This is a genomic window from Evansella halocellulosilytica (genome assembly GCF_002335745.1).
GTDB classification, from domain to species: Bacteria; Bacillota; Bacilli; order Bacillales; family Salisediminibacteriaceae; genus Bacillus_CA; species Bacillus_CA halocellulosilytica.
The window spans coordinates 787292-812783 of sequence record NZ_NIST01000001.1 but is presented as its reverse complement, the minus strand read 5'-3'; the positions used below and the strand labels follow the sequence as shown (position 1 = coordinate 812783).

Below are 25492 nucleotides of genomic sequence, written 5' to 3'. Positions count from 1 at the left end.
AGTATTTATAGTTCAACTGTTAAGAGAATTTTTCATTAAAGGTTAAACTGTGGTGTATTAATCATAGCTCCTCTCTTTTAGTTCATGAGTTTGTCCCATCCTTCCTATTATTCAGCCTCCCATTTTCAATTCCTAAACGGACGGTTTAAAATTTTGTTGTCATGCAATGTTCTGCTTGTACATATTCTTGATACAGAAAAGGGGGAATTTATTTTGACACTTTTTATTATTGCTATCTCTGCAGTACTTGGTATATTAGTTGCCGCTTCCTTTTTGATTTCATGGTATAACAGAAGAAATGTAACCTCTATGTCCGGTATGATGGGGGCTATGGTTATCGGCATGGGGGTCGGGCTGACAATAGGAGTGCTGCTCGGAGTACTCTATCGCGATAATTTATTCTTATCTACCATTCTCTCCATGTTCATCGGTATGGGTGCAGGAATACTGACCGGTATTCCGAAAGGCCCCCTCGCAATAATTGACGGTCTATTAGCGGGGGTTATGGGTGGAATGATGGGAGCGATGCTCGGGGTAATGGTTTCAGGTGCCGAAGGAATTCTTTTAGTTAAGATTTTGTTGATTATCACAGTGTGCTCGTCCTTCTTCATCCTTGTGTTTTTACTTAGAAATTCAAGAAATGAAACGCAGGTCACTCCGCGGTGGCTGATAAAGCCTATACTTACCTTCTGTTGTTTTTTGTTCATATTCATAGGAATCGGCTATATTGATGTAAAAAATGATACCGGCACATCGTCCCATAACCATGGGGACCATGGAAACAATCAAAGGGCAGGAGAAGACAGTAGTACTTCCGAAAATATTACGACCGATATTCTTAAAATAACAACACCCGGATTATCCTATCAGCCTGCAAAAATTCATATAGCTAAAGCACAGCCTATAGAACTCCAGCTAATTAACCATGACAGTGTTGAACATGACTTCGAAGTTCGTGAATTCGCTTATGAAATATTGCAGGCACCGGTTCACAATCACGGAGGTAGCCATGGCCATTCTGATTCATCAAATACAGCCACACTGCATGTGCATGCACAGCCTCACAGTACATCTTCTGTTAGTTTTATTCCATTAAAAGAAGGAATTTATGAGTTTTTCTGTACGATACCTGGCCATAAAGAGGCAGGTATGACAGGTACACTCATTATAAATTAACGACAAAAACAGAAAAAACCGGCCGTCTGGCTGGTTTTACTGTTTCTTTGATTATTTTAGTCCTAATTCCTGTTTAATCGTTTCAAAACCATAACGGGAAACAAACTTGGCCATTCTTTCCCTTTTTCGGCCATTATTCCTGTAGAGTTCCAAGACATTATCCACTAATTCAAATAATTCTTCAGGATTAAGTCGGTCCTTTAAAAGCAAACCAGCCTGAGCATCTTCTCCAACAGCTTTTCCACCAATATACAACTCATAATGTTCCTTTCTTTTTATGACTCCAATATCATTAATCAAAGGTTCACCGCATGCATTAGGGCATCCAGTATACGCAGGCCTGAGGGTGAACGGCACCTCCTGACCGGCAATTCGCTCATTCAGTTCTTTAGCTACAGGCATTCCTTCGATTTCAGATCCTTTACAGAAATTGCAAGTGCGAAGACTTTTCACAAAGTTTCCTACCTTATAAACTGAGAACCCGGCTTTTTCCAATTCTTCCACAGCGTTTTCAGCTTTTTCTTCTTCCACTTTTATAATAAGCTGTTGGAACGTTGTTAATTCTACTTCCATATCTTCTTCTAAATAAGATCCCAGTGCAACGAGCTGCTTAGGAGTCAGCTTAGCGCCGAACCCTATACCACCATTGATAGCTAATGGTACCATGTTTGGCTTTTTCATACTCCACCTCCGAATTCTAAATCTTCTATTAATTTAGTCATTTACATTTTACTATACCCCCGTTAGGTATGCAACTTTTAAAGTAATAAAACTCATTAGAGAAGTTAAGAATTTCAAACAGTCTTACCTGTCAGCTTTCTTGCTCTGGCTACAATGCTAACAGGAATTAAGGGATTAGGTAATTAATCCTTTTAATAGAAACCACCATTTCTTCGTTCTGTAAAAAAATTTAAGAAGAATTGCTTCTTTACTTCTCTGTATAGAACTCTTTACTCTTCCAAACATAATTTCTTATCTACTTATAAATAAATTACCACACAAAATTATTCGTTAAATTTATGTAAAAGTTTTTCTTTAAATGCACCTAACTGGTGGCAACCCCTCTTAATGGTGAGGCGAATGATAAACAATTAGAAGAAAATGGGTTTGAGTTAATTAAAATGCTAGGGAATTTATATAACAGATAGACGAGAGAACTGGGGAAGTTATAGACAGACTCTTTTTAAGAATGTAAAACAATAATTCAACCTATATAGTAATTTTGTTATATATGCTAATTTTTTTTATTGTGTAAGTTTATACAGCTAAATTTTTGGTAGTAACTTACACCTTTCTATTCATGCGGTGATCCATCCAAAGAAAACATTGAGGTGACAAAACTAGCGAGGGGGGGTGGTATTGACGTCCTTAAGCATCTCACACCCGTAACAATAAATTCTACTCGATGCAAAAGATTCATATGTGACATCACTTGCCGATACCGTTCCACACGGCACCGTATGCGTACATCATAAAGCATAACTTACGTATTTGATGAATCACCACGGGATGTCACACAGCATGCGTACACGGTGCCACACCTCGTACTGATTTTATGCGTACGGAGTACCGCACCGGATGGTGATGCGTATAGGATGCCACACACCGTACGTATCTCATGCCGTATACCGTATGTATTTGATAATAGACAGGATATGCGTACGGTATGTCATATGTTATGCGTATTTGATGAGAGATACCGTGCAGGATGTCCGGATTGTTATACGGTGCGGTATGTCATGCGTATCTTGTTTTGCATGACTTGCGTATGAAATACGCATCGCATGTTAGTGCATATAACGTACGGAAATTATCGGTAAGGGATGTCGCACCGGATGTGATACGGCGTATGGCACGGTATGCGTTTTAGGTTGCATTCGCAACCGGTTAACAATTCGAGATCAAAATTCGTAAATAAAAGGAGCGATTATGATGGCAGATTACAAATATAGAGGATTAACCGCATATATCAAGGAAAACGAGCTAAACGCTGAAAAATTAAACGTATTGGCAAGTGCTATTGAAAGCGTACAGCACCAGGTCGAAACGATCGAATTCGATGAAGAAAAGTACAAAACCATTGTCCGCTCAGAGGCTTACCAGTACTTATATGACAATGATTCTATGTGCTTGGCGGATGACTCGGAGTTTCCGGAAAATACACCTGAAGCGTATAAACGCCTGAGTATCGAAGGTACCAATATCAAGGGTTACCCGATGCTGAAAATCTATATTCCATCCGTATCAAAGCGTATAGAAAGCGTTCATCATTTCATCTATAACTCTCTACGTCCAGTGCTTTTAGAGTTATTTGGTGAAGACCTGATTCACATGGTCATGAAAGAATCTGTGGAGTACGAAAACTTCAAAGACGGAAAAGAAACGATTTTAGTCTCGGTGGAAGACCGCACCAAGGTGCCAGCCTAAAATCACGGAACCGACAGCCTTTTCAGGGCCGTCGGTTCTTTTTTTATGACACCAGAGTGGATCTCTCTTTGGAACTACCAGACCGTCTCTCCCGACCCGTAAACCCTGGAACCAAGCGCTTTAGAGCGGGTCCCGCGTCGGTCGGTGGTCCTTCTCGACTCTCTCGCTCCGCTCGTATAACCGCTCCCTCCTTCCCCCTCTAAATCGCTTGAAAGCCCTTCTTACAAACAGCGCGGGTCCCGCCTGACCTACGGTGGTTTTTCCTGACTTTTTCAGTTCGCACTTTGTGCGTACAAGAGCACTTTTTTGTCATACAACCGCCTCGGTCAGCCCCCGCTGTTTGACGAAAGTCTCTTTCTTGCTTTCTCTTTTTCTGATGTTTCGCTTCGATGACTCTCCGCTTCTCTAACACCTTTTTGACAGCTTCCCCTACCCCCTTTTCTGGCAGCTCCCCTGCTCTCCCTGATCGAATACCTGGGCGTCCTCCCGGTTCGATTATCAGCTCGTATACACGCCCCGTATGCCGCTCTGATCCGCCTCTATCGGAGTGCCTTCCGGGGCGGAATATGCGCCGGGAATCGCCCGCCTGGGTCCGAATATGCCGTCATACGCGTTTTTCTCGTTGTGACGGTCGGCATATTTTCGGATTCCCATAACGGCGGGCTTTATGCGGTGCGGAATATGCGGCATATTCTGGTGGAGTATCCGCCCCGATATGCCGTACCGCCTGTCGCACCGGTGTTTATCGGTAGTGGGCGGTATACGGTGTGGTATACGGTATGCGGTAGGGGAAAGAGCATAAGGGGGACGTATGACAAGCCTCGCTTCGCTCATTTGTCAGTCAGCATAGCTGACCGTCCCCCTTACTGCGTCGATAAATGCTCGCGCATTTATCTCCTTGCCCTACGCTGCGCTTCGGGTGCTCATTCGGTCTTCCGCTTCGCTCCATCCCTAGTTAAATCACGTACCTCTCTTCTACGAAAAACACGATGTGTTTTATCTTCGATCGAGTAAAACCAAGTTCAAAGCCATCCGTATGCTACGTCAAGGCATCCCTGCTTCGTCTTATGCACACGAAAAGAAACTCTGTACGCACACCGGTCCGAAATACTGGACAAAAATGCTTGCACATTTTCATCAAGAATGACCTTTTCGGTGTGCAACAGAGCTTTAAAACTATACCGGAACACACCTATATTCAATCACCCAGAACAAAAATAAGAGAGCGTATAAACGTAACGGGTTAGTTTCCTATCGCAAAACTCTATTTTGCAACCTGAAATGCAAGTGAAAATGTATAGTAAATTACGCTGCAAATTGCAGCGTTTATTGTTCACAAAAGAATAACCCAGTTCCATAGGAACTGAGTTAAAGCAATAAATTATATTTAACACTTGTTCAACTAACGCTCTCCTATAGTTTAAGTGAATTTATTCACAAACTAAAGGGTTTTAGGAACCTGACTGCTTTCTCTCAGTTATTTTTTGGGTATAAATTTAAATTCCGTTACAAATAATACCCCTATAAAAACAAATTGGGGGGATATAAATGGAAGAAGCATCCACAAGTAATAATGGAATGAGTACAAGTAATAGTGGAATGAGTACATCTAATAAGATAACCCTTTCAGGTCTTGGTGTTGGAGCAATTGTACTAACCACTGTTTATACGGCAGTTTTGGCTTCGCAGTTAATGGCTACCAAACATAAAGTCGATTACCTTTATTACAAAGAAAAAACACAAAATAAATAGATACTTATAGACGGTGCTTTTTTCACCGTCTTTTATTTATATAAAACAGGAATTTGACCTAACCTGCTCGTTAGTTCAATAAAAATCGTATCTCCTTATCGAAGGAACCTCCCCGTTAGTTTAAGTTCATCATCTCACAATCTCTGTGTATTTCTTCTATATATTTTAACATAAATATCCAAATCCTTCTTTTTTATAATAGAATTCACATGGCAAATCAAATGTAAAAAAATCATTTTTAAGAACAAAAACCCCTAACAGTAATCACCGCACCCATAAGGCCCTCAAGGACGCTTTTGCACCTTTACCAATAATAATAATAATGTTCACAGATGTGTGAGATGCGCTTAACGGGGCCTCTACTCGGTTCATTTTCATTAACCAATCGTTTCACAGAGAAAAAACATGCGGGTAAAATAGACAAGCCGACTTTCATCTTATAATTTATCAAATGTCCTCTGTTCCAGGTTTTTCAAAGAATTTTTAATAGTCGTGTCATGTAACACATATAGATACTCTGGTCTTATTTATTTTTTTATAATATAAAAAAGGAACCAAAAAAAGGGATACTGGGTACGGTCAATTATTGGATATGCGTTAGGTTTTTACTCGCAGGATTTTCGCAAAAAACTGGGAGAAAAAGTGTGGAGTAATAAACACGTTGACACAATCTGTTATACTTCATTAAAGCTATCGCGATATTAGTTATATTATGAAATAATAGTACCGGACTACGAAATATTTTAATTAGGGAAGGGTTTTTATGAGGAATACAGATAATTCAAATACAGAAAAAAGAAAACAAGTTTACCAATCTAATGATTCGGTTCAAACGATATATGAAGATGATTTGACAGCTACCGAGCATAAGATTATTCGATATGCTGCAGGTAAGTTTGTGAGATCACCTGAGCATTTCCCCAATGTTTCGCTTACCGTCTCAGAATTTTTTAGAGCAGCAGAGATCTCAGAAAACAGTCCTGATTCCATGGTAAATAAAATTGCAAACCATCTCACAAAGAAACGAATCATGATAAAAACAGAGTCAAAGGTTGGCTGGTTCCCATGGTTTAAAGGGATTGTCTACCGAGGCGGAATGGTACATATTCAGTTTAACGATGTGATTGAGCCACACCTGATGAATTTAACCGAACGGGACCGGTATATGAAATACGATTTCCAGTCTATTAGCAGTATGCAGAGCTCGTACACAATTCGATTGTTGGAGCTTTTACAGCAGGACGTGAATACAGAAAAAAGAACGTTCAAGCTCGACAAATTAAAGGAGCATTTAGGTGTCGGTGATAAATACAAGCAGTATGGCCACTTCAAGTCCAGGGTGCTGTTAAAGGCGCAGGAAGAACTCAAGAACAGAAATGTCCTTACGTTCAACTTTACCGAGATTAAACACGGCAGAAAAGTGGATCAGATCGAATTTGATATAAGAATCGCGGACGACACTTCAAGAAGGAAAATGGATATCGATTTTAGGAAAAGATCCTAGTTATCTCTGTGACAGTCCTTATTTCTGGTGCTTGGTTTTTGCTTAATATTTTATATAAGGTATATTTGATCTCAATACATTCTTTTAGAAAAGAGGTGATACAATGAGATCCGAAGATAAAGACAAAAACGTAAACAAAGAAGAAAATTCAAGAGAAGATACCAAATTGGATGGAAGTAACAAAAAGGGGTTAAACCATATGACCACGATTCGAAAATGGGGTAATAGTTTAGCGATTCGTATTCCTAATCAATTCGCAAAGACTCTAGGAATAAAAAATGGCTCTGAAATCGAACTTCAACTATTGGATGAAAAGATGGTCGTTAAATCAGTTAAAACCAAGCCAACCCTAGAAGATTTGTTAGCAAAGGCGAAAGGTGAAACGAATCCACACTTGGATTATGACTTCGGAAAGCCAGAGGGGAAGGAATTGATTTGATTTTAAATTTTTCCCTAATAGGGGCCCTCTCGGTTTTTAAGTTTTCATTCCCAATAAAATAAAGAATATCAAGATTAGAGGTTGCTCCTTTTGTCGTCTCCTCCTTTATTTTTTCCCTAGGATAATAAAGAAAAAAGCACCCGATTTGGGTGCTTGACTTAAAGTTATTACCACGCCACAAAGGAAGGAATTCTCAGCAGTCCTCGCTTTGTGAGGTTTCTATATTTTACTTTACACTTTATTTCCGGTGTTAAATAGATAAATTTGTCATTCTCATCCACGATCAGCTCTTTATACTGGCCGTAAAACTCTTTCCGGGCTTTCGGTGGCATGAATTCCATCAGTCCCATATACTGGCCGTCTTTGGATGAAAGCAGCACACCGAACTCCTTTTTTCTTAATCCCGTGATGGCCACATCAGCATACTGGTAGGTAATCACCTTCAGCCAGTTTCTGGAGCGCTTGTTAATTTCGTATTTAGAATGGGACTCTTTCATCACGATCCCTTCCAGGCCTTGCTGTTGAACCAAATCGAAGTACGCCTCGGCGTTCCCTTCTAACCATTTCGATAACACGATATGGCTTGAGTCTAACGCCAGCTCGGCTAATAGTTCTTTTCTTAAATATAACGGCAGGCTGGCTACCTTTTTATTTTCGTGATAGATAATATCAAAAACGACAAATTGAATCGGATGTTTCTTTTTATTGGACATGAACCTTTCCATCATCGCCTCGAAATCCGGCTTGCCTTCCGGTCCGGGAACAATAAGCTCCCCATCTAAGATCGTTCCATCGGGTATATCTATCTGTTGAAGCTCCGGGAATTTCCCTGTGACTTCATTATTTATCAAGACCTAAATCAAAAAAAGTCATAAAAAATAAGGAGTGATACATACTAGTTATGACTAATATGTATCACTCCTTTACTCCTTATTCAACAATCGTGCCCATTACGGAAGACCGACTGTTTACCTTGTACATTTTTTTAGCAATCGCTATGAAACTTATTTTATGTTGTTTGAGTGCCTCCCCATTGTTAACCAGCCTGTCGGCCTACCGATTATAACAACATTCATAAAAAGTTCTCCTTTATTGTTTGGATTTGTCACTTCAAAGAAGAAATGAAATCAAAGCATCGAATGTGTCATTTTCAAACATTATATAAACCCCTAACCCTATGAATACAATTGGTACAATCCAACGTTCATATTTCTCAATTTTTTGCGATACTAAATCTAAGGAAGCTAAACGATAGCTGACATAGCATAAAACTCCAACCATAATTAAAAAGACAATAATAGCAACAAAGATTTCAATCATATTTAACGTCGTGAAGTACGGTACATAAATGGAAAAATCATCCGCACTAGAAGCCAATACAATGAAAGTAACCGTCACAAATAATTGATTAAATTTACCTGAGGAGAATAAGGATAAAATCTTACTTTCATCTTCATCACCTTCTCCTTTAATCCATATTTTTACACCTAAGTAAAGTGGTAAAAGCCCTAGTAGTCCTATAACCCATTGCTGAGGAATTAAATTTGCAACCCCTAGAGCAACAAAAAGACTTACTCCTATAATAATCGCAGTTCCTATATATTGTCCTATCCAAATATGTTTTACCTCACCTTTTTTTATTTGCGAAAACAAGAGGATTAAGATAACGAGATAATCAATTCCTGTCGCCACATAAACCGTAGCAGCTGTAAGCATTGTTACAATCATTTTTCCATCTCCAATGTTTTGGGATGTGGACTTTTCTTCATATTAAAAACCCCTTAATTTACACTCTTATATAGATGTATTAAAAAAATTGTTGGGAGGCGTGATTTTATTATTCTAGACAACTCTAATGCTCAAACTTGTTCTAATTATATTTTATTTAACATATGAATAGCATGTCCCATAACACCTTCAGCAGCTTCCATTAAGGGCTCAGGTAAAGTTGGATGTGCATGTATCGTAAGGCTGAGATCTTCTGCTGTTGCTCCACACTCAATCGCAAAAACTGCTTCAGCAATCAGGGATGATACATCTGGTCCGACCATTTGTACACCTAACACTCGATTGGATTTTTTGTCGGCTACAACTTTTACGAAACCATCACCGTCCGAAACAGATAAGGCTCTACCGTTAGCTTGGAATGGAAATCGACTAGAAACCGTTTCATATCCTTTTTCCTTTGCTTCCTTCTCCGTTAAACCTGTATAGGCTACTTCAGGATCGCTGAAAATTACAAAAGGCATTGCCTGAAAATCAATCACACTTTTTAGCCCACTTATTACTTCGGCAGCTATTTTACCCTCGTAACTAGCTTTATGAGCAAGGAGGTAACCACCAGCACAGTCTCCAATCGCATATACATGTTCAACATTTGTTTGACATTTATCATTTATCTTAATAAACCCGTGTCGGTCAAGTTCTACCCCAATATTTTCCAACCCCATTTTCCCTGTATTCGGTTTTCTTCCAATGGAAACTAAGCAATAGTCACCCTTGATTATCTCTTCTTTTCCATTAATTTGAACCTCAATGTTTACTTCATCGCCTGTATTTTCTCCGCCTTGGACTAAAGCATTCGTTTTGACCGTGATTCCATGTTCCTTTAAATGACGTTTGACTACGCTTGTCAGCATAGGGTCCGTACCTGGAATAATTGTATCTGATCCTTCAAGGATGGTCACTTTAGCTCCGAATTTGGCATAAGCAGTTCCTAACTCTAAACCGATATAACCGCCACCTACTACAACTAAATGTTTCGGTACTTCCTGAAGTGTCAATGCCTCAGTCGAAGAGATGATTCTTTTTCTATCAAATGGCATACTTTTTAACTCAGTAGGTAATGATCCTATTGCAAGAATTAAGTCTTTGTATGAAAAGACTTGTTCTTGGTTACCAATATTTATTTTGACAACAAAGGGTTCAGTCAGATATGCTTCCCCACTAATGACTTCGACACCATTTCCTTTCAGCAAAGTCTGAACACCATTCGTTAGTTTATTCACTATACCGTCCTTCCATTTCACTACTTCTGGCATCTCTACATTAACTTCACCTGAAACCTTTATCCCTATTGTATTAGCATGTTTTATGTGTTTTACTCGTTCAGAAGCACTGATAAGAGCCTTTGAAGGTATACATCCACGATTAAGGCAAACCCCTCCTAACTCTGCTTTATCCACCAACACCACTTTTTTCCCTAACTGAGCAGCACGTATAGCAGCTACATAACCTCCTGAACCTGCACCAATAACTAACAAATCTACTTCTCTTTTTCCTTCAACAGTCATATCAGTTTCCTCCTTTGATTTGATAAAGAATAGAATTAATTTTAATTCCAATGAAAGTTCTTTTTATCCATATGGATACCTATATGTAATATGAAGCTGTTATTTACTTATACCCAATCTTCCCATATTTATTTAGGATGGATATTAAGAAGTAATACTATTTGAAATTATTTTAGAAAAAGGCTTTCCAAACTGTCTAGAAAGCCTTTTTAGCCCTTTTCCTTTATTCTTCTTTCACTCTCATTAGGCGCAAACCATTTAGCGCTACTAGAATGGTCGCCCCCATATCTGAAAGGATGGCAATCCAAAGTGTTAACCAACCTGGGATAACCAATAGTAAGGCAATAAATTTAATAGCAATGGCGAAAGTAATGTTAGCTTTGATGATATTAAGAGCTTTTCGGCTAAGTTTTACAGTGAATGGAAGTTTTCTTAAATCGTCTCCCATTAGAGCGACGTCTGCCGTTTCTAAGGCTGTGTCTGTACCGGCTCCACCCATTGCGATACCGACTGTTGAGGCTGCCAATGCAGGTGCATCATTGACACCATCTCCAACCATGGCGACATTCCCAAAGTCGGCCCTTAATTGTTTTATATATTCTAATTTGTCCTGAGGCATCAGATCGGCTCGGATATCAGATACTCCAACATGACTTCCTATTGCATTCGCCGTACCTTTGTTATCACCTGTAAGCATAATAGTCTTTTTGATACCAAGTTGATGTAACTTTTGAATAATGTCCTTGCTTGATTCACGGACTTCATCAGCAACTGCAATAATTCCAAGTATTTCTTTTTCAGTTCCAATAATCATTGCTGTTTTACCTTGATTTTGAAGAGCAGTAATATTTTGTTCTAAGTCTTTATCGAAATCAGTAGTTAATAATTCCCTAAAGAGTTTCGGGCTACCGATATAATATGTCATCCCATTTACAATTCCTTTGATACCCTTACCTGTAATAGATGAGAAATCCTCTACCAGTACTTTAGAATATAAAATGTTTTCTTCTTCTGCTTTTTTCATGATAGCTGAAGCAAGGGGATGCTGGGAACGATACTCTAGTGCAGTAATAATCGCCAATAAATCTTTTTCATTCGTTTGGTTATTCAATACATCAAAATCAGTTACAACGGGAACACCTTTTGTTAATGTACCTGTTTTATCAAATGCTATTGCCTTTAAAGCACCCATTTCTTCTAAATACACTCCGCCTTTTACAAGTACACCTTTTTTCGCAGCATTCCCAATTGCTGAAACAATAGAAATCGGAGTCGATATGACCAACGCACATGGACAACCAACAACAAGAACGGCCAATCCTTGATAAACCCATGTTTCCCAACTACTACCTAAGAGTAGGGGAGGGACTACAGCAACTAATGCTGCAATGATCATAATGATGGGTGTGTAATATTTTGCAAATTTATCGACAAATGCCTGCGAAGGAGCGCGTTCTCCTTGTGCTTCCTCTACAAGATGAATAATTTTAGATATCGTTGTATCTTCTACAAGTTTCGTTATTTTTATTTCAAGTAATCCTTCTTCATTTAAAGTACCTGCAAATACTTCATCGTCAACCGTTTTTTCAACGGGAACTGATTCACCCGTAATAGCTGCTTGGTTGACGGCAGAGTAACCATTTACAACTACACCATCCATCGCTATTTTTTCACCAGGTTTTACAATCATGATATCACCAACAGCAATCTCATCGACATGAATCATTATTTCTTGACCATTACGTCTAACGAGTGCTTCTTTAGGAGCGATATCCATTAGAGAACGAATCGAATTTCTTGCTCTATCCATGGAAAATCGTTCAAGTTCTTCACTGATAGCAAAGAGAATGACAACAATAGCAACTTCTCCCCATTCACCAATAATGGCTCCACCTATAACAGCTACTGTCATAAGGGTTTTCATGTCAAATTCAAAGCGTAATAAGTTTTGCAAACCTACTTTAAAAAGCGACAATCCACCTACCAACATTGATGCTAAAAATAATAGGGTTGTAAGAAGATTTTCTTCTCCATTTACAAAGTAGGAGAGATAACCGAAAGCAAGGAACGAAGTTGAATAAAGTAATGTACTATACTTTTTATAAAATGGAACTTTTTCTTCTTTTGTATCATCGGTTACCTCTTGCGAAACATGACGGGCAGATTTTTCAGGATTTACTTTAAGATTCTCAAATGCACCGGCTTTTTCTAATTCTTCAATCGTTGCATCTCCGTAAACAGATATCTTAGACGCACCAAAATTTACTTTTGCGTCCTGAACTCCAGGAAGTTTTTTAACATTATTTTCAAACTTTCCTGCACAATTTGCACAGGTAAACCCTTGAACGCGATAGGTTTTCATTTCTTCTTCAGATAATTTTGCTTGTTGTTCAGACATTTACTTTCACCTCTTTCTTATGTGCCAAAGCAATAACGATTAACTGCTTAATATGTTCATCATCTAGCGAATAAAACGCAAGTTTTCCTTCTTTTCGATACTTCACAATCCCTTGCTTATGAAGAGTTCGTAAGTGATGGGAAGCTGTTGCCACAGAGGAACCAATGATATTTGCAACATCACATACGCATAACTCATCATCTTGGCATAAAGCATAAGAAATCTTTGCCCTGTTATCATCTGCAAGTGCTTTAAATAGTTGGGCAACACTAAAAATATCTTCCTTTTGCAATTCCCCTTGTATTCGATTGACTTTTTCTTCGTCATAACAATAAATCTCACAATTGTCTTTTTTACTCAAACTGACCACTCCTTATCAATGAAATGTTTTAAATATTATCTTTTTAAACAAAGGAAAGACCCGACTCCATTTGAGATAATCCTTCTTTGTTCTAAAATAGTGAATCCTGTATCCTCAAGATGATGAGTAAACTCATCCCAAGTAAAATAGGCTTCCGGGGGATGATCTAATTTCATATAAGTTGCAAAGAAGTGAGAGCCATCTTTATTCAAATCTTCAACTAAAAGTACCCCTCCAGGCTTTAATACTCTATAAAGTTCTCCAATAGCATCTTTCCATTTAGGAATATGATGTAAAATCCCAAAAACAAAAACTGCATCAAACTTATTAGAATCTAATTGTGTGTCTAACACATTCCCAACAAAAAAATCCAATTCCGGATATTTTTGTTTCGCCTTTACAATTTGCGATGGCATTAAATCAAATCCTACAAGTTCAGCAGGTGAGAATTGTTGGATTAATTTTGTGCTATAGCCCGATCCACAACCAGCATCTAATACTACTTTTCCCTCCAATGAAAGATTATGCTCATCTAAGAATCCCTTAAAAGTTTTAAATTCAACGTTTTTTTGTAACCAACGTCTAATCGGATTATTCATCAAATAAAACTCTAACTTATTTAATTCCATAAAATCCCCCCTTATTATTCAAATGTTTGTTTGATTAAAGTATACTCCTTTTTTAAATGATATTCAAACATTTATTTGAATGAAAAATAAAAAATTGGATTATCCCAATTCCCAATGTCTGATTCTTATTCAATTAAACTGCCCGTTCGTTCAAGAAGAAAGAGGCTGGGACAAAACTAGTTTCTACGAATAAAAAAAGGTTCGGATGATCATTTTTTGATCATCCGAATCTTTTTTCTGTGAATGGTAAGGTGTCCTACCGGACACCTTCTGGGGTTTTGAGGTGTATTTTCTTAGGTTCACAGCCATGAATGCAAACCCTAACTCATTTTTCACCTTGTCAGTTCCTCTCACTGACATTCGAGAGAAACGCAAATTCGCCTTCAGAAAACCGAATACAGGTTCAACGTCAATTTTTCTTTGACCATAAAGTTCACCTGTTTTCGTTTCCGAAAGCTGTTCTCTTATATAAGCTTTTTGTTCTTCCCATGTCGGATTAAAGTAGATTCTTCGGTTGCGTCCACTTTGTCTCTTATTGCACTCAGCCCGTAACGGACAGGAAGAACAGTCCTCACACTCATAGACTTTAACGGTTCTCGTAAACCCATATCGATCTTTTTTCTGCGATGTATATAGAAAGGAGACTTGTTGTCCGTTGGGACAAGTGAAAGCATCTTTTTCTTCGTCATAAGCCCAGTTGGCCGAATTGGAAGGGTCCTTTTGATATTTCTTGGTCTTTTCTTTACGATACGTGTTGAAAGTAATCAGAGCTTCCCGTTCACGATTTTCATGCACATCTTGATAATTTTGTTCACTGCCATACCCTGCATCCGCTACAATATATCGAGGTAATTCAAAAAAATCGTTCTCTATACGGTCTAAGAAAGGAATCAATGTTCTAACGTCCGTTGGATTCGGAAAAACATCATAAGCAAGAGCGTACTGGTTTTCGGTCGCAAGTTGAACGTTATACCCTGCCTTTAATTGACCATTTCTCATGTGATCGTCTTTCATACGCATGAATGTCGCATCATGATCCGTTTTGGAGTAACTATTGCGTTCACCAAATATCTCCATATCGGTTTGATATTTTTGTTTTCGTTGAAGAAAATCCTTGAACTGTTTCTGATACTCTTTAGGCTTTTTTCGATCGGAACGGAGCTGTTTCCGTACCGCTGTATCATCGCTCGATTCAATCTTTTGATTGAAATCCTCAATGTGGTCATCCAGCTTATTCACCACGGATTGAAGTTCTTCTGTCGAAAGTTCGTCTGAACTTTCCCGTTCCATCGCAGGGATGACCTCTTGTTCCAACAGCTCTTCATACATCGTATTTGATTTCTCAATTAAATTCTGACTGTGTCGTTCGGTCGATTTACGCCAGACAAACGTGTACTTGTTGGCGTTTGCTTCGATCTTTGTACCATCTATGAAAACCGCTTCTTGATCAATGACCTTCTCTTCGACTAGCTGACTGCGGAATTGTACGAAGCATTCACGGAGAAGGTCTTGTACATGGAGGTTCACTCGGAACCGGTTAATGGTGCGATAACTTGGTTCGTAGCCTTGTGCTAGCCACATCATGCGCACACTGTCCTGCACTAGGGCTTCGATTTTTCTTCCAGAAAATACGGATTGGGTGTAAGCGCATAAGATAACTTTCATCATCATTTTAGGATGATAAGAAGGGGTACCCGTTTCGCGAAGAAACGGCTCGAATGCTTCCTCTGGAATACCTTCGATCATCTCATGGATCGTAAACGCAATATCATCTTTATGTAATTTTCTTTCCATATCTAAAGGCAAAATCACTTGATTCATGTTATACTGTTTAAACAAAAGGATCCCTCCCATGGTTTTTGGTGGTACTTTAATCATAGCAGAGGGAGTCCTTTTTTTCTGCTTTAATAATGAAAAAAACGTAAAAAATGGTCATCTCTAACACCCGGTTAGAAATGACCATTTTTATTTACCATTTACTGGTTTTGTCCCAGCCTCTCATAACTTTTTGTAGACATCTGCATAAGCAACTTTCAGCTGCTTCCTTAATTGCTTGTTTTCCTGTTCCAGTTTTTGATTTTTTCTTTTTAAGGATGCAATGAGGGCATCCTTGTTGCTTTCATTCATTTCCTGTTTCACTTGTTTCGGGGTGGGTACTTGTGATTGTTGGTTTCTTAATTTTTCAATTCTCGAACGGAAGTCCTCGTTGTTATACAACGTTGCTTTTGCAATGCCGGCTTCCTTTGACACGCTGTTAAAATTAATACTTTCATTTGCTTTTATAAGCCTTTTGATTGCTCCGTCCACTTTTAAAGCCGTATTTGCTTTGCGGCTCTCGTGGATTTTTTTCAATTGTTCTTTTCGATTAAAATTAGACATTTGCCAAACCCTGCTTTCTTTTAATGCGGTCCAAACGTCCAAAAATAAATTTGCCGGATTGGATGGTGTTTAAGATATTTTGGTATCGCTCCAAGTTCTTTTTGTTCTTTTCAGCAATATCTTGACGACCACGTTGTTCCAACACTTCAATAGTCCTAGAGGAAGTTTTTACAAGCAGCTCATATTTTTGGATGTCTAATTCAGAAAAGCCTATTGCGAGATCCTTACAAGGGCTACCGCCATTACATGTAAGACACGGAGGTTCTTCTGCGTGTGGGCAATTTCCATTGATTCTAGCGTGGCAAGTTCCGTAAGGATTGTCAACAGCACTTAACTTTTGTTCACGCCACAAGACTTCTAAAATATCCTCAGGAATTTCTTCATTTGGCTTGATTTGTTTCATTTCTCCGTTCACATCAAAACTAAACAACCCTTGCTTCATTGCTTCTTCGAATACTTTTCTCTTGGTCGTGTCTAATAATCTTGCGTAAACAAGCGTCATTTCCGGAGAGGAATGCGCCAATAACTGCTGAACTGTAAAGAAATCTGCGCCACTATTTAACATTTTAACAGCGTAGGTGTGCCTAAATTGGTGCATTCTGAAATGATATATCTCTCCTTTTTCATCAACAATCTTTTTCTCTTTCGCCAATGAATTAAGTCTTTCACCAATCCAATCGGCAGAGTACGGTCTTCCCTTTCGGACTCCTCGATAGCGAACGAATATGTAGTTTTGCGGATTGTTTTCTTCGTTACTGTTTTCCTTTGAATTCTTAATTAATACCGCAATTACATCTGCCAATTCATCATCTATCGGTATCGAATGATCTTTTAAACATGTTTTGGTCACGTCTGAAATAAGTTGGTATTTTCCATTAATTCTCAACAAACAGTCTTGTGTCAGCCTCAAGGTATCAGACACCCTTAATCCTGTCTTAAAGCTTATCCATATAATAGGTTGTACTTCCTCGTGAAGGTAATTAATATTGTCAAATAGTTGTTGTAAAACAGAATCAGGAATATATTTTACTTTTTTTGACTTCTTTTTCTTTTTAGGACGGTCATATCTAAAAATAATCATTCTAACATCTTTTTTAGGTGCTAAAGGTGAATTGATCGTTTGTAAACCTTCAAGGAATTTATTTGCCGAAGAAATGGCTTTTGTAACGTATTCATAAGAATACGTTACTCTTTGCCTTTCGGCATTTTCTTTATGTAAAAGGTCCAAATATTCTTCAAAATGAGATCGTGAAAGTTCATTAAGATTTTTCCATGTGGGTTCTAACTCAAAGATAAAATCCAGAAACTTTGGAATGCTGACCATATAATTAACGGCTGTACCCCAAGTTAAGTCATTTGAAAGAAGGCGATACTTCAGCCATTTTTGTATTTCAAAACGGAAGGGGATTTGTTTCACAACTGTAAAATCTAGCCTCACATGACTACGAGCATGATTATAATAAATCCCGTATTTCTGGTTTAGATTACGCACATCCCAAACTTCTTTTTCCCATTCATCCCGAAAATCAAGTAGTTTTGATAAATCATTATAAACACTCTTTAGAAACCTTGTTACCGGTCGTTTAACGGGATTCTCATATCTTTTATCCTTAGTATGTGTACCGATTCCCTTTTCCTGAAGCCACATCATCCACCTTTTATTAGCTTTTTCGATGTCAAGATCTAAAATAGAATTCAATCTTGGAAACTTTTCATCCAGAAAAAGTCCTAACTGTTTTAAATTATAATTTCCTTGAACAAATAAAGTGTTAATAGTCCAGTTATCATCGAACATTTTCCGGAAGACGAAATATTTCATTTCTAGTAGAATTTGAGGATTACTGAACCTAAAAATAACGTTCGTTCGATTAAATTTTTTCTTCGCAATCGCATCTTTAAAATTTTCGATGGTGGCTAGTTTTTCGATACTCCATGTATCATTCAATAAAAAATATGGGTCATTAACAGTAAGATTAGTTAATCCCTCTTTGGTTTTCACCTTTTCAATGTAAAAGGAAAGTTCTTTCGTCAATCGCTGATAGAACGAATCCTCAGTTTCTCTCTTATGTTCATTTAGGTTCATTTCATTACTCCCCATTACTATATTCTTTACTGCCGATTTGAAACGCTGACTGAGCCTTTTCCCAGTTATTTCGGATATCTTCTTCGGAAGGATGAAGATAAAAATTTATAGTCGTTTGAATTTGGCTATGCCCTATACGCTCTTGCACCTGTTTAATGTCGCCAGTTTGTCTGTAATACATGGTTGCGTGAGTATGCCTAAGAAGGTGTGGATGGACCTTGAATTTGACTTTTTTCCGTAGCCGTTTGAATAGAGCAGAAACATTTTGATAATTCATTGGGTGTCCAATATTTTTTCCCTTTAATTTTACAAAGACGAAATTCGTATCAATATCAAGATCGTCAATCACTTCATAAAGATAATCGTCTAATAGGTCCATAAGTGATTGCGATACATAAATTTCCCTTTCGCTAGTTTTTAGTTTGGCACCATTTTCAAGCTCACCACGGTCAACAAGCTTAATCCTATGACCGCCCTTATGATCAAATATAAAATCCTCAATAAAAAGCGAAAGTAATTCTCCAATTCGTAAGCCCGTCTCATATAGAGTTTGTATTAACAACTTATCCCTAATATTCGTTGCTCCATTATAGAGCATTTCAACTTCCATTTTTGACAACACTTTTAACTTTACTTTCCTCTTCTTGACCCTCAGGACGTTTTTATGCGAAGGACTATTTTGATTAACATGGTAGAGGAAATCTCTATATGCCCTCTTTGCCCCTTTAAATAATTGTTCTTTCGTGACTAAATCAACCATGGCTTTATCTAACTCTTCATTTCGATATAAATAGTCATAAAAACCATTTACAGCTGTAAGAATTAGATTGATAGTGTTTTCCTTTTTTCTGGCTTCAGTTGGTTGAAGTGGCACTGCTTTATTAATTCCGTATGGATTCCGAAGCCATGCAATAAAGTCCACCAAATCTTCTAATCTTACATCTTTATATCCCAGGTTGACATCCTCTAAGAATGTAAAATACTCCTTTAATGCATAACAGTACGTTTTTTGAGTATTTGGGCTTTTTCCCCGTGTATCTAGGTATTTTATGTATTTCATCACCGGAAGGACTAGCAGCCCTTTGTCATCCAGTAACATGTATCTTTTCATATTATTTTCCAATAAGACTTCCTGAACTTTCATCTATGTCCCCCTCTGAACCGTTTACATATTATACATATTGAACCAATCTTTTTAAATCTGTTTAATAATTTTAGTATGTAAAAAAATAATAGAATAGGTTCATATATTATACTAATTGTTCTACTATTATTATAGTATAGTTAATCGTTATTGTGCCTTGTATATAAGCGAACCTTATTATTCATTTTGGATAGGAGCAGCCTGATTCCATCTAGCTTGAGCTCCGTTATATAGGATTCGTCATTAAACGGTACTTCTGATTTATGAAGCAACATCGGACTAACAAACATGTCATCACCTCATACTCATTTTACTATGAGAAGGTGATAAACGAATTAGTAATCTAATGGCAATTACACCCCGGGATTCATCTACGAACGTTCTATAAAAGAAACTCGTATAAAAAGCTGCCGATACGATCCAACATTAGTAGATAATTTCTTGAATTAAGTTTTCAACTGTATTCATCTCTTTATAAACAGTGGTTAGTAGTTTTTCTAATGGTGTGGATGTGTGTGTTTCCACCATAGCTCTGAAATAGTTTTCACCCAATGAAGGATTAATCTCCTCGGAGAGCCTGTAATGAAACAGATTGTTTCTAAAAGCGTTGTCTATAAATATACTTTTATGAGTCTCTATTACAGAAGTAATTGTTTCTTGATGCTCTTTCAATTCTTCTAAATAACCTGAGCTAAAAGCGAAACCTATTGCTTGCACAGAATAATAGTAAATCAGCAATTGAATTCTGTATTTCAGTGGATGTTCCTCTATTAGTAAATCTATAATCATGAGGGCAAAATTCAATTGGCATTGCATATTCAGTAAATACAATGCTACCCCTTTTTCAATTGCGCTATTAAAAATATTTCTGTGTGTTTCTTCGCTGTATATATAATCTAAGCGCTTGAAGTCTTTATAAACTATATCCGCATGATAGTCTTCTTCCTTCAGCTGTGATATAGGCCCCCTTAACTTAGAACAAAACCCGCCTATGTACATAGCGGACTGCCTGCTAAATTCGAATAAACTAGTCCTAACTTCCATCAAACTTGAATTGAATGGTTTAATATATAAACTCAGTTGACTACTGTTGGCAAAAGGTTTGTTTTTATAATAGAATACGCCTAAGTCCGCTTGCCCTGATATTTTTACATACGCTAATTGCAACGCATTATAATCATTGATTAACGCATCATGCAATTTTGCCATTTCACTATCTAATATCTTGATTGATTTATTTATGCGTCTTTTATCAGTAAGCAATTTGGAACTAGCTCTTATATCTTTGATAAGCGCGGTAAAACTCTTTCCATTTATATCTTCAAAACCATTCGAAATAACACCACCATCCTCCATTGGAAAAAGATCATCAATACCATCACAAATCATTGATAAATATGGTAATAGTGAACTTGAAATATACGATCGACTCTCTGCCGGTACGTTTGTTAATCGTATTATCATTTTTTCACTTTCGTATACTTCACTAATCAACTGGCTTCTGGAAATTTGCAATAAATCCATACAACACCTCGGTTTAGATCTCACGATTTATTCTCTTACTTTATCTCTTTTTAATTATCCGGCAATAATTACTACTCTGCAACCTTATATGTCTTACGATTGGGTGGAACTATGCCCCGTTTGTTTGGTTATCGTGACAAGGTCCGCTCTTTTTAGTGATCGACGACTCCTGGTTTTTTTCTCAGTAACTATTTAACTCGCCCGGCTGCGCAACTATAGGCAGATACCTTTTTCTCGTCTTGGCAACGTACCGATCAGATTTATCAAATCATCCACAACCGTCGCTTCCCCTTCATTGTTTCACTGGGATAACTAACAATAATTGATCGCTGAAGGCTTTGATCAGAGTGATATTTAATCCTCGATTTATATATTTATTTGCTGCTTATTTTTGTTCCTGCTTTGTTTCTTTTTGGGGTCAAAATGTTCCTTTTTCGGCCTAAATGTTCCTATTTTGCGGTCATTTTTGCATGTGTGCAAGTATTATAAGATGTAGGCGTTTACAGGGGTAGAACATAATCATGCCGTTTTTGCATGTACGCAAGTAAAATCGACCGGTTTGTTCCTTTTTACCCCCGAATGTACCTCGAATGTCCCTGGAGTCACAGGTCAAAAAGGAACAGCAAAATCCTATCATACCAAGGGGTCACAGGTTTATGTACCTTGGTTCCTCTTTTTTTTAAGTAAAGACTATAAATAAAAATATTATATATATGCATGTTACGCATATAAAGTTTTCTCGAAAAAACCAGGAACGGAGGAACATTTTTGAGTTTGAGGTATCTCTAAGGGAAAAAGCTTCCTCAAACGACAGCTACTTTGTTCTGTGACTGATAGAAGATTTAATATAAAATCGATGACTTTATTTAATTGTTCGGAAAGCTTAAAACACGGTAAAATATCACGAGTCTCCCCTTCTGAGATTTTTTAAAGGGATTTCATCAATAGAAAAAAGCCGATTATCTTCCAACAATTTGGGAGATAATCGACTATTTCTTCTTCTGACTGATTGTGACCTAATAATTGCTTTTGTTCTTAGTTTTTCACTTATCCTTCGATGTGTTGGCCCTCATTTAACCATATTTTCCTTGTTTATATATCGCCTGCCAGCGATTTAATTATTTTATATTAGATTTTCAATTTTTTTATATTTACTCACGAATTTAATAACATCCTCACGATCTACGAGCACCTTACCTTCTAACTCAATAATTGGCAAGCCAAGTTTTTCCAATTTTTGCAAATGACCAAAAGAAATGCCGATAAACTCACAACATTGCTTTTTCGTCATAAACCTCCCCGCTCCACTTTCTTTTTTAGCAGCTTCAAAAGCTTCTTTGCTGAGTTCATAAAATAACTCATAATAATTACTCTTAAACTCATCTGAGACTTGCAATGGTATAAAACCCTTCATTAGCTTCGTCCTCCCCCTTTGTTTACTTAGTAAGAATATTATCCACTCACTTAATTGTAAATCATTTCCAAATAAATTTCAACTTTTAGTTAGAAAAAACTTTACTTAGTAAAGTAAACGTGTGATAATAATGTTAATTAAACTAAAAAAAGGAGGGTTTTCTATTGGATGCTAAAGAATTCGGGGCCAAACTCAAAGAGATTCGGAAAAAGAAAAAATTAACTTTACTAGACTTAAAAGAACGAACGGGCTACTCTGATTCTTATTTATCTCAAATAGAGAACGGTTATAAAGATTTACCTAAACCCGCCTTAATAAGAAAGCTTGCTATAGGGTTAGACATTTCACCTGTTTATCTAATGAAATTAGCCGGCTACTCTGAGTCTTATATTGATGTTGAGAATGGTCTTGTTATATATGAGGGGAATGAGCCTGTTAAAAGTGAAAAATTCCTAAATAAAATGAGAACTATAGATGTAAGCCTTCCATGTATTGAAGAAGTGAAAACAGAAAACAGAGAGCAATCTATTAGAGAATTATCAGATGACGAATTAAGAAGAAGATTATTTGACCTTCATGATCTTCTTAATATGAAGATTGACTTGTACTATAAGAACGAATCTTTAACAGACGAAAAACGTAAAAAAGTTAGAACCATACTTGAATTAATTTTTGAATAAGCATTTCCCTTTCCTGTATATAGCCTGCCAGCGTATTGGAAAGGAGACTATTATGGCAAACATTAAAAAGTACACAAAGAAAGACGGTACCACCGCTTATATGTTTAATGCGTATCTCGGTAAGGACCCACGCACTGGAAAAAAGAAACGAACCACACGACGGGGCTTCAAAACAAAAAAAGAAGCAAAGGTTGCACTATCTAAATTATTGGTGGAAGTAGATGAACACGGGCTCCGCCAAAATGAACAGATTACCTTTCAGGAAGTTTTTGAGGAATGGTTTAAGCAGCATCGTAGAGAAGTAAAACCGACTACGGTGTATGCGCTGGAGAGTAAATTCAGGAGGATTCTCCCGTTCTTCGGTCCTTACAAAATGAAAAACATATCCCGCTCGCATTGTCAAAAAGCTATCAACGCGTGGGCCCAGGAGCTTAAAACCTTCAAGGATTATAAAATACAAGCAAACCAGGTCTTTCGATATGCCATGAAAATGGACATTATTAAGCGCAATCCGATGGATTATGTCACGATGCCGAAACTAAAACATGAGATGGAATATAATGCGGAGCTGGAAGAGAAAAAGTATTACTACACGCGAGAAGAGCTCAGGAGCTTCCTGGAGGCGCTTCAGGACGACGACATGGCTTATACCATGTTTCGTCTGCTCGCCTTCACAGGAGCACGCAAGGGGGAACTGTACGCCCTCCATTGGTCGGACGTGGACTTCCATCATAAGACGGTCAGCTTGAAAAAGACTTTAATTCACATGAGTGGCAAAAAGCAGCTCCAGACATCGAAAACAAAGGCCTCTCGGCGTGTGGTTAGTGTAGACGATGAAACTCTGGCGATCTTAAAGAAATGGCGTAGCAAGCAAATACAGCGCTATCTGACGTTAGAACTTTCTTCTTCTTTTCAATCTGATGATAAGCAGCCTGTCTTTACGGTCTATAATCAGTTGAAACATGAGATGGATTATTGCCGACTGGCTTACTTGAATGAAAAGCTGGAGCGAATCTATAAAAAAAATCCAGAGTTGCCGCAAATTAACGTTCACGCCTTTAGGCATACTCATGCCAGTTTATTGTTTGCAGCTGGTGCTTCCATCAAAGATGTACAAGCTCGGCTCGGTCATACAGATATTCAAACAACGATGGATATTTACACTCACGTGACCGATGAGGCGAAGGAGAAAACAGCGGAGATGTTCCAGAAGTACATGACATTTTAGCGCGGGGTATTCAAGGGGTATTCAATTCTAAATTAGGACATGAAAAAGCCCTCCCTGCTCCATAAGAGCAAAGAGGGCAAACCCTTGGTATATAAGGTTTATTAACGCTTCGAGAACTGAGGTGCACGACGAGCAGCTTTAAGACCGTATTTCTTACGCTCTTTCATACGAGCGTCACGAGTCAAGAAGCCTGCTTTCTTCAATGATAGGCGGTACTCTGGGTCCGCTTCTAGAAGTGCACGTGCAACACCGTGACGGATTGCACCTGCTTGACCAGTGTAACCTCCACCGTCTACAGTTACTTTCACATCGTATGTGCCTTCAGTTTGAGTTTCAGCTAATGGTTGTCTAACGATAAGTTTTAACGTTTCAAGGTCAAAGTACTCATCAATGTTACGTCCGTTAATTGTGATGTTACCATCTCCTGGTACTAAACGAACACGTGCAACAGAGTGCTTACGACGACCTGTTCCGTAATATTGAACCTGTGCCAAGAAAATTCCCTCCTTCTAAATTAACCGCGTAGCTCGTAAGCTTCTGGTTTTTGTGCTTGGTGTGGATGCTCGCTTCCAGCATACACGTGAAGTTTCATGCCTTGCTTACGACCTAGAGATCCTTTTGGAAGCATTCCTTTGATCGCTAGCTCAAGCATTTTAACTGGCTTACGATCACGCATTTCTTGCGCTGTCAACGTCTTAAGTCCGCCAGGATATTGGCTGTGACGGTGATAAAGCTTATCAGCTAATTTATTACCAGTTAAATGGATTTTTTCAGCATTGATGATGATTACGTGATCACCAGTATCAATGTGTGGTGTAAAAGTTGGTTTATGCTTACCGCGTAGAATGCTTGCAACTTCAGAAGCAAGACGACCTAGCGCTTTACCTTCCGCGTCAACAACGTACCATTTACGCTCAACTTCGTTTGGCTTTGCCATATATGTCGTACGCATTTGTTTCCCTCCTAAAATAACTCTTTCAAGCTTGTTCAAAAAAATCGTTTCAATTGAACAATTAAACATGACTTTCCTACAAAAAACTGTGATCCATTTCCGTACCCGG

Annotated in this window: 22 protein-coding genes and 1 pseudogene; 7 read left to right on the top strand and 16 right to left on the bottom strand. The window is 38.0% G+C overall.

Annotated features, from left to right (window positions below; translation table 11 throughout):
• Window positions 1-213 precede the first annotated feature (213 nt).
• Complete coding sequence (locus CD001_RS03755) at window positions 214-1176, top strand: cupredoxin domain-containing protein (RefSeq protein ID WP_179298591.1); 963 nt, start codon at window positions 214-216, stop codon at window positions 1174-1176.
• 51 nt (window positions 1177-1227) lie between these two features.
• Here CD001_RS03755 and CD001_RS03750 read toward each other — a convergent pair whose 3' ends face one another.
• Entirely contained in the window at window positions 1228-1857 is a 630-nt protein-coding gene (locus CD001_RS03750; protein WP_096186255.1) for a nitrite reductase, read from the bottom strand.
• A 1248-nt stretch (window positions 1858-3105) separates the two neighbouring features.
• On the opposite strand from CD001_RS03750, the gene CD001_RS03745 reads away from it, so the two are divergent.
• From CD001_RS03745 to CD001_RS03725, 4 genes are all read left to right on the top strand, one after another.
• Entirely contained in the window at window positions 3106-3603 is a 498-nt protein-coding gene (locus tag CD001_RS03745) for a hypothetical protein (RefSeq protein WP_218839233.1), read from the top strand.
• 1548 nt (window positions 3604-5151) lie between these two features.
• The gene (locus tag CD001_RS03735) at window positions 5152-5355 is read left to right on the top strand and encodes a hypothetical protein (RefSeq protein ID WP_096186252.1); all 204 of its coding nucleotides are present in this window, start codon (window positions 5152-5154) and stop codon (window positions 5353-5355) included.
• Window positions 5356-6118: 763 nt separating this feature from the next.
• The gene (locus CD001_RS03730; RefSeq protein WP_096186251.1) at window positions 6119-6859 is read left to right on the top strand and encodes a replication initiation protein; all 741 of its coding nucleotides are present in this window, start codon (window positions 6119-6121) and stop codon (window positions 6857-6859) included.
• A gap of 103 nt (window positions 6860-6962) precedes the next feature.
• Window positions 6963-7298 (top strand): AbrB/MazE/SpoVT family DNA-binding domain-containing protein, encoded by a 336-nt coding sequence (locus tag CD001_RS03725; RefSeq protein WP_257009695.1) that lies wholly within the window; start codon window positions 6963-6965, stop codon window positions 7296-7298.
• Window positions 7299-7465: 167 nt separating this feature from the next.
• Here the strand turns inward: CD001_RS03725 and CD001_RS03720 are convergent, their stop codons facing one another.
• The 13 genes and pseudogenes from CD001_RS03720 to CD001_RS03665 form a co-directional block, all read right to left on the bottom strand.
• The gene (locus CD001_RS03720; protein WP_096186250.1) at window positions 7466-8149 is read right to left on the bottom strand and encodes an ATP-dependent DNA ligase; all 684 of its coding nucleotides are present in this window, start codon (window positions 8147-8149) and stop codon (window positions 7466-7468) included.
• Window positions 8150-8408: 259 nt separating this feature from the next.
• A complete protein-coding gene (locus CD001_RS03715; RefSeq protein WP_012960945.1) occupies window positions 8409-9026 on the bottom strand; it encodes a CadD family cadmium resistance transporter in 618 nt (205 codons plus the stop codon).
• 146 nt (window positions 9027-9172) lie between these two features.
• A complete protein-coding gene (lpdA, locus tag CD001_RS03710) occupies window positions 9173-10591 on the bottom strand; it encodes a dihydrolipoyl dehydrogenase (protein WP_012960944.1) in 1419 nt (472 codons plus the stop codon).
• A 223-nt stretch (window positions 10592-10814) separates the two neighbouring features.
• The gene (locus tag CD001_RS03705; protein ID WP_012960943.1) at window positions 10815-12989 is read right to left on the bottom strand and encodes a heavy metal translocating P-type ATPase; all 2175 of its coding nucleotides are present in this window, start codon (window positions 12987-12989) and stop codon (window positions 10815-10817) included.
• Complete coding sequence (locus CD001_RS03700; RefSeq protein ID WP_012960942.1) at window positions 12982-13350, bottom strand: ArsR/SmtB family transcription factor; 369 nt, start codon at window positions 13348-13350, stop codon at window positions 12982-12984. Before CD001_RS03700 ends, CD001_RS03705 begins: the two co-directional genes overlap by 8 nt.
• A 35-nt stretch (window positions 13351-13385) precedes the next feature.
• Window positions 13386-13979: a class I SAM-dependent methyltransferase gene (locus CD001_RS03695; RefSeq protein WP_012960941.1), complete on the bottom strand. Its 594-nt coding sequence runs from the start codon at window positions 13977-13979 to the stop codon at window positions 13386-13388.
• A gap of 183 nt (window positions 13980-14162) precedes the next feature.
• The gene (locus CD001_RS03690; RefSeq protein WP_096186249.1) at window positions 14163-15818 is read right to left on the bottom strand and encodes an IS1182 family transposase; all 1656 of its coding nucleotides are present in this window, start codon (window positions 15816-15818) and stop codon (window positions 14163-14165) included.
• A gap of 159 nt (window positions 15819-15977) precedes the next feature.
• Window positions 15978-16358 carry a DUF6262 family protein gene (locus CD001_RS03685; protein ID WP_012960940.1) on the bottom strand — a complete coding sequence of 127 codons (381 nt, stop codon included), beginning with the start codon at window positions 16356-16358 and terminating at the stop codon, window positions 15978-15980.
• Complete coding sequence (locus CD001_RS03680) at window positions 16351-18441, bottom strand: tyrosine-type recombinase/integrase (protein WP_096186248.1); 2091 nt, start codon at window positions 18439-18441, stop codon at window positions 16351-16353. The genes CD001_RS03685 and CD001_RS03680 overlap by 8 nt, the downstream gene beginning before the upstream one ends.
• Before the next feature lie 4 nt (window positions 18442-18445).
• Window positions 18446-19585 (bottom strand): tyrosine-type recombinase/integrase, encoded by a 1140-nt coding sequence (locus CD001_RS03675; RefSeq protein ID WP_096186247.1) that lies wholly within the window; start codon window positions 19583-19585, stop codon window positions 18446-18448.
• A gap of 143 nt (window positions 19586-19728) precedes the next feature.
• Window positions 19729-19875, bottom strand: a pseudogene (locus CD001_RS26770) (ATP-dependent DNA ligase); the annotation flags it as partial.
• 136 nt (window positions 19876-20011) lie between these two features.
• Entirely contained in the window at window positions 20012-21109 is a 1098-nt protein-coding gene (locus CD001_RS03670) for a hypothetical protein (RefSeq protein WP_096186246.1), read from the bottom strand.
• A 1123-nt stretch (window positions 21110-22232) separates the two neighbouring features.
• A complete protein-coding gene (locus CD001_RS03665) occupies window positions 22233-22523 on the bottom strand; it encodes a hypothetical protein (RefSeq protein ID WP_078593158.1) in 291 nt (96 codons plus the stop codon).
• Between the two features lie 164 nt (window positions 22524-22687).
• Here CD001_RS03665 and CD001_RS03660 point away from each other — a divergent pair, with 164 nt between their 5' ends.
• Together CD001_RS03660 and CD001_RS03655 are read left to right on the top strand one after the other, a co-directional pair.
• Window positions 22688-23203, top strand: coding sequence for a helix-turn-helix domain-containing protein (locus tag CD001_RS03660; protein WP_096186245.1), 516 nt, complete (start codon window positions 22688-22690; stop codon window positions 23201-23203).
• Between the two features lie 52 nt (window positions 23204-23255).
• Window positions 23256-24431, top strand: a complete 1176-nt coding sequence (locus tag CD001_RS03655; protein ID WP_096186244.1) for a site-specific integrase — start codon at window positions 23256-23258, stop codon at window positions 24429-24431.
• A 101-nt stretch (window positions 24432-24532) separates the two neighbouring features.
• Here CD001_RS03655 and rpsI read toward each other — a convergent pair whose 3' ends face one another.
• Window positions 24533-24925, bottom strand: coding sequence for a 30S ribosomal protein S9 (gene rpsI / locus CD001_RS03650; protein ID WP_096186243.1), 393 nt, complete (start codon window positions 24923-24925; stop codon window positions 24533-24535).
• Between the two features lie 20 nt (window positions 24926-24945).
• Complete coding sequence (gene rplM, locus CD001_RS03645) at window positions 24946-25383, bottom strand: 50S ribosomal protein L13 (RefSeq protein ID WP_096186242.1); 438 nt, start codon at window positions 25381-25383, stop codon at window positions 24946-24948.
• Between the last annotated feature and the right edge of the window lie 109 nt (window positions 25384-25492).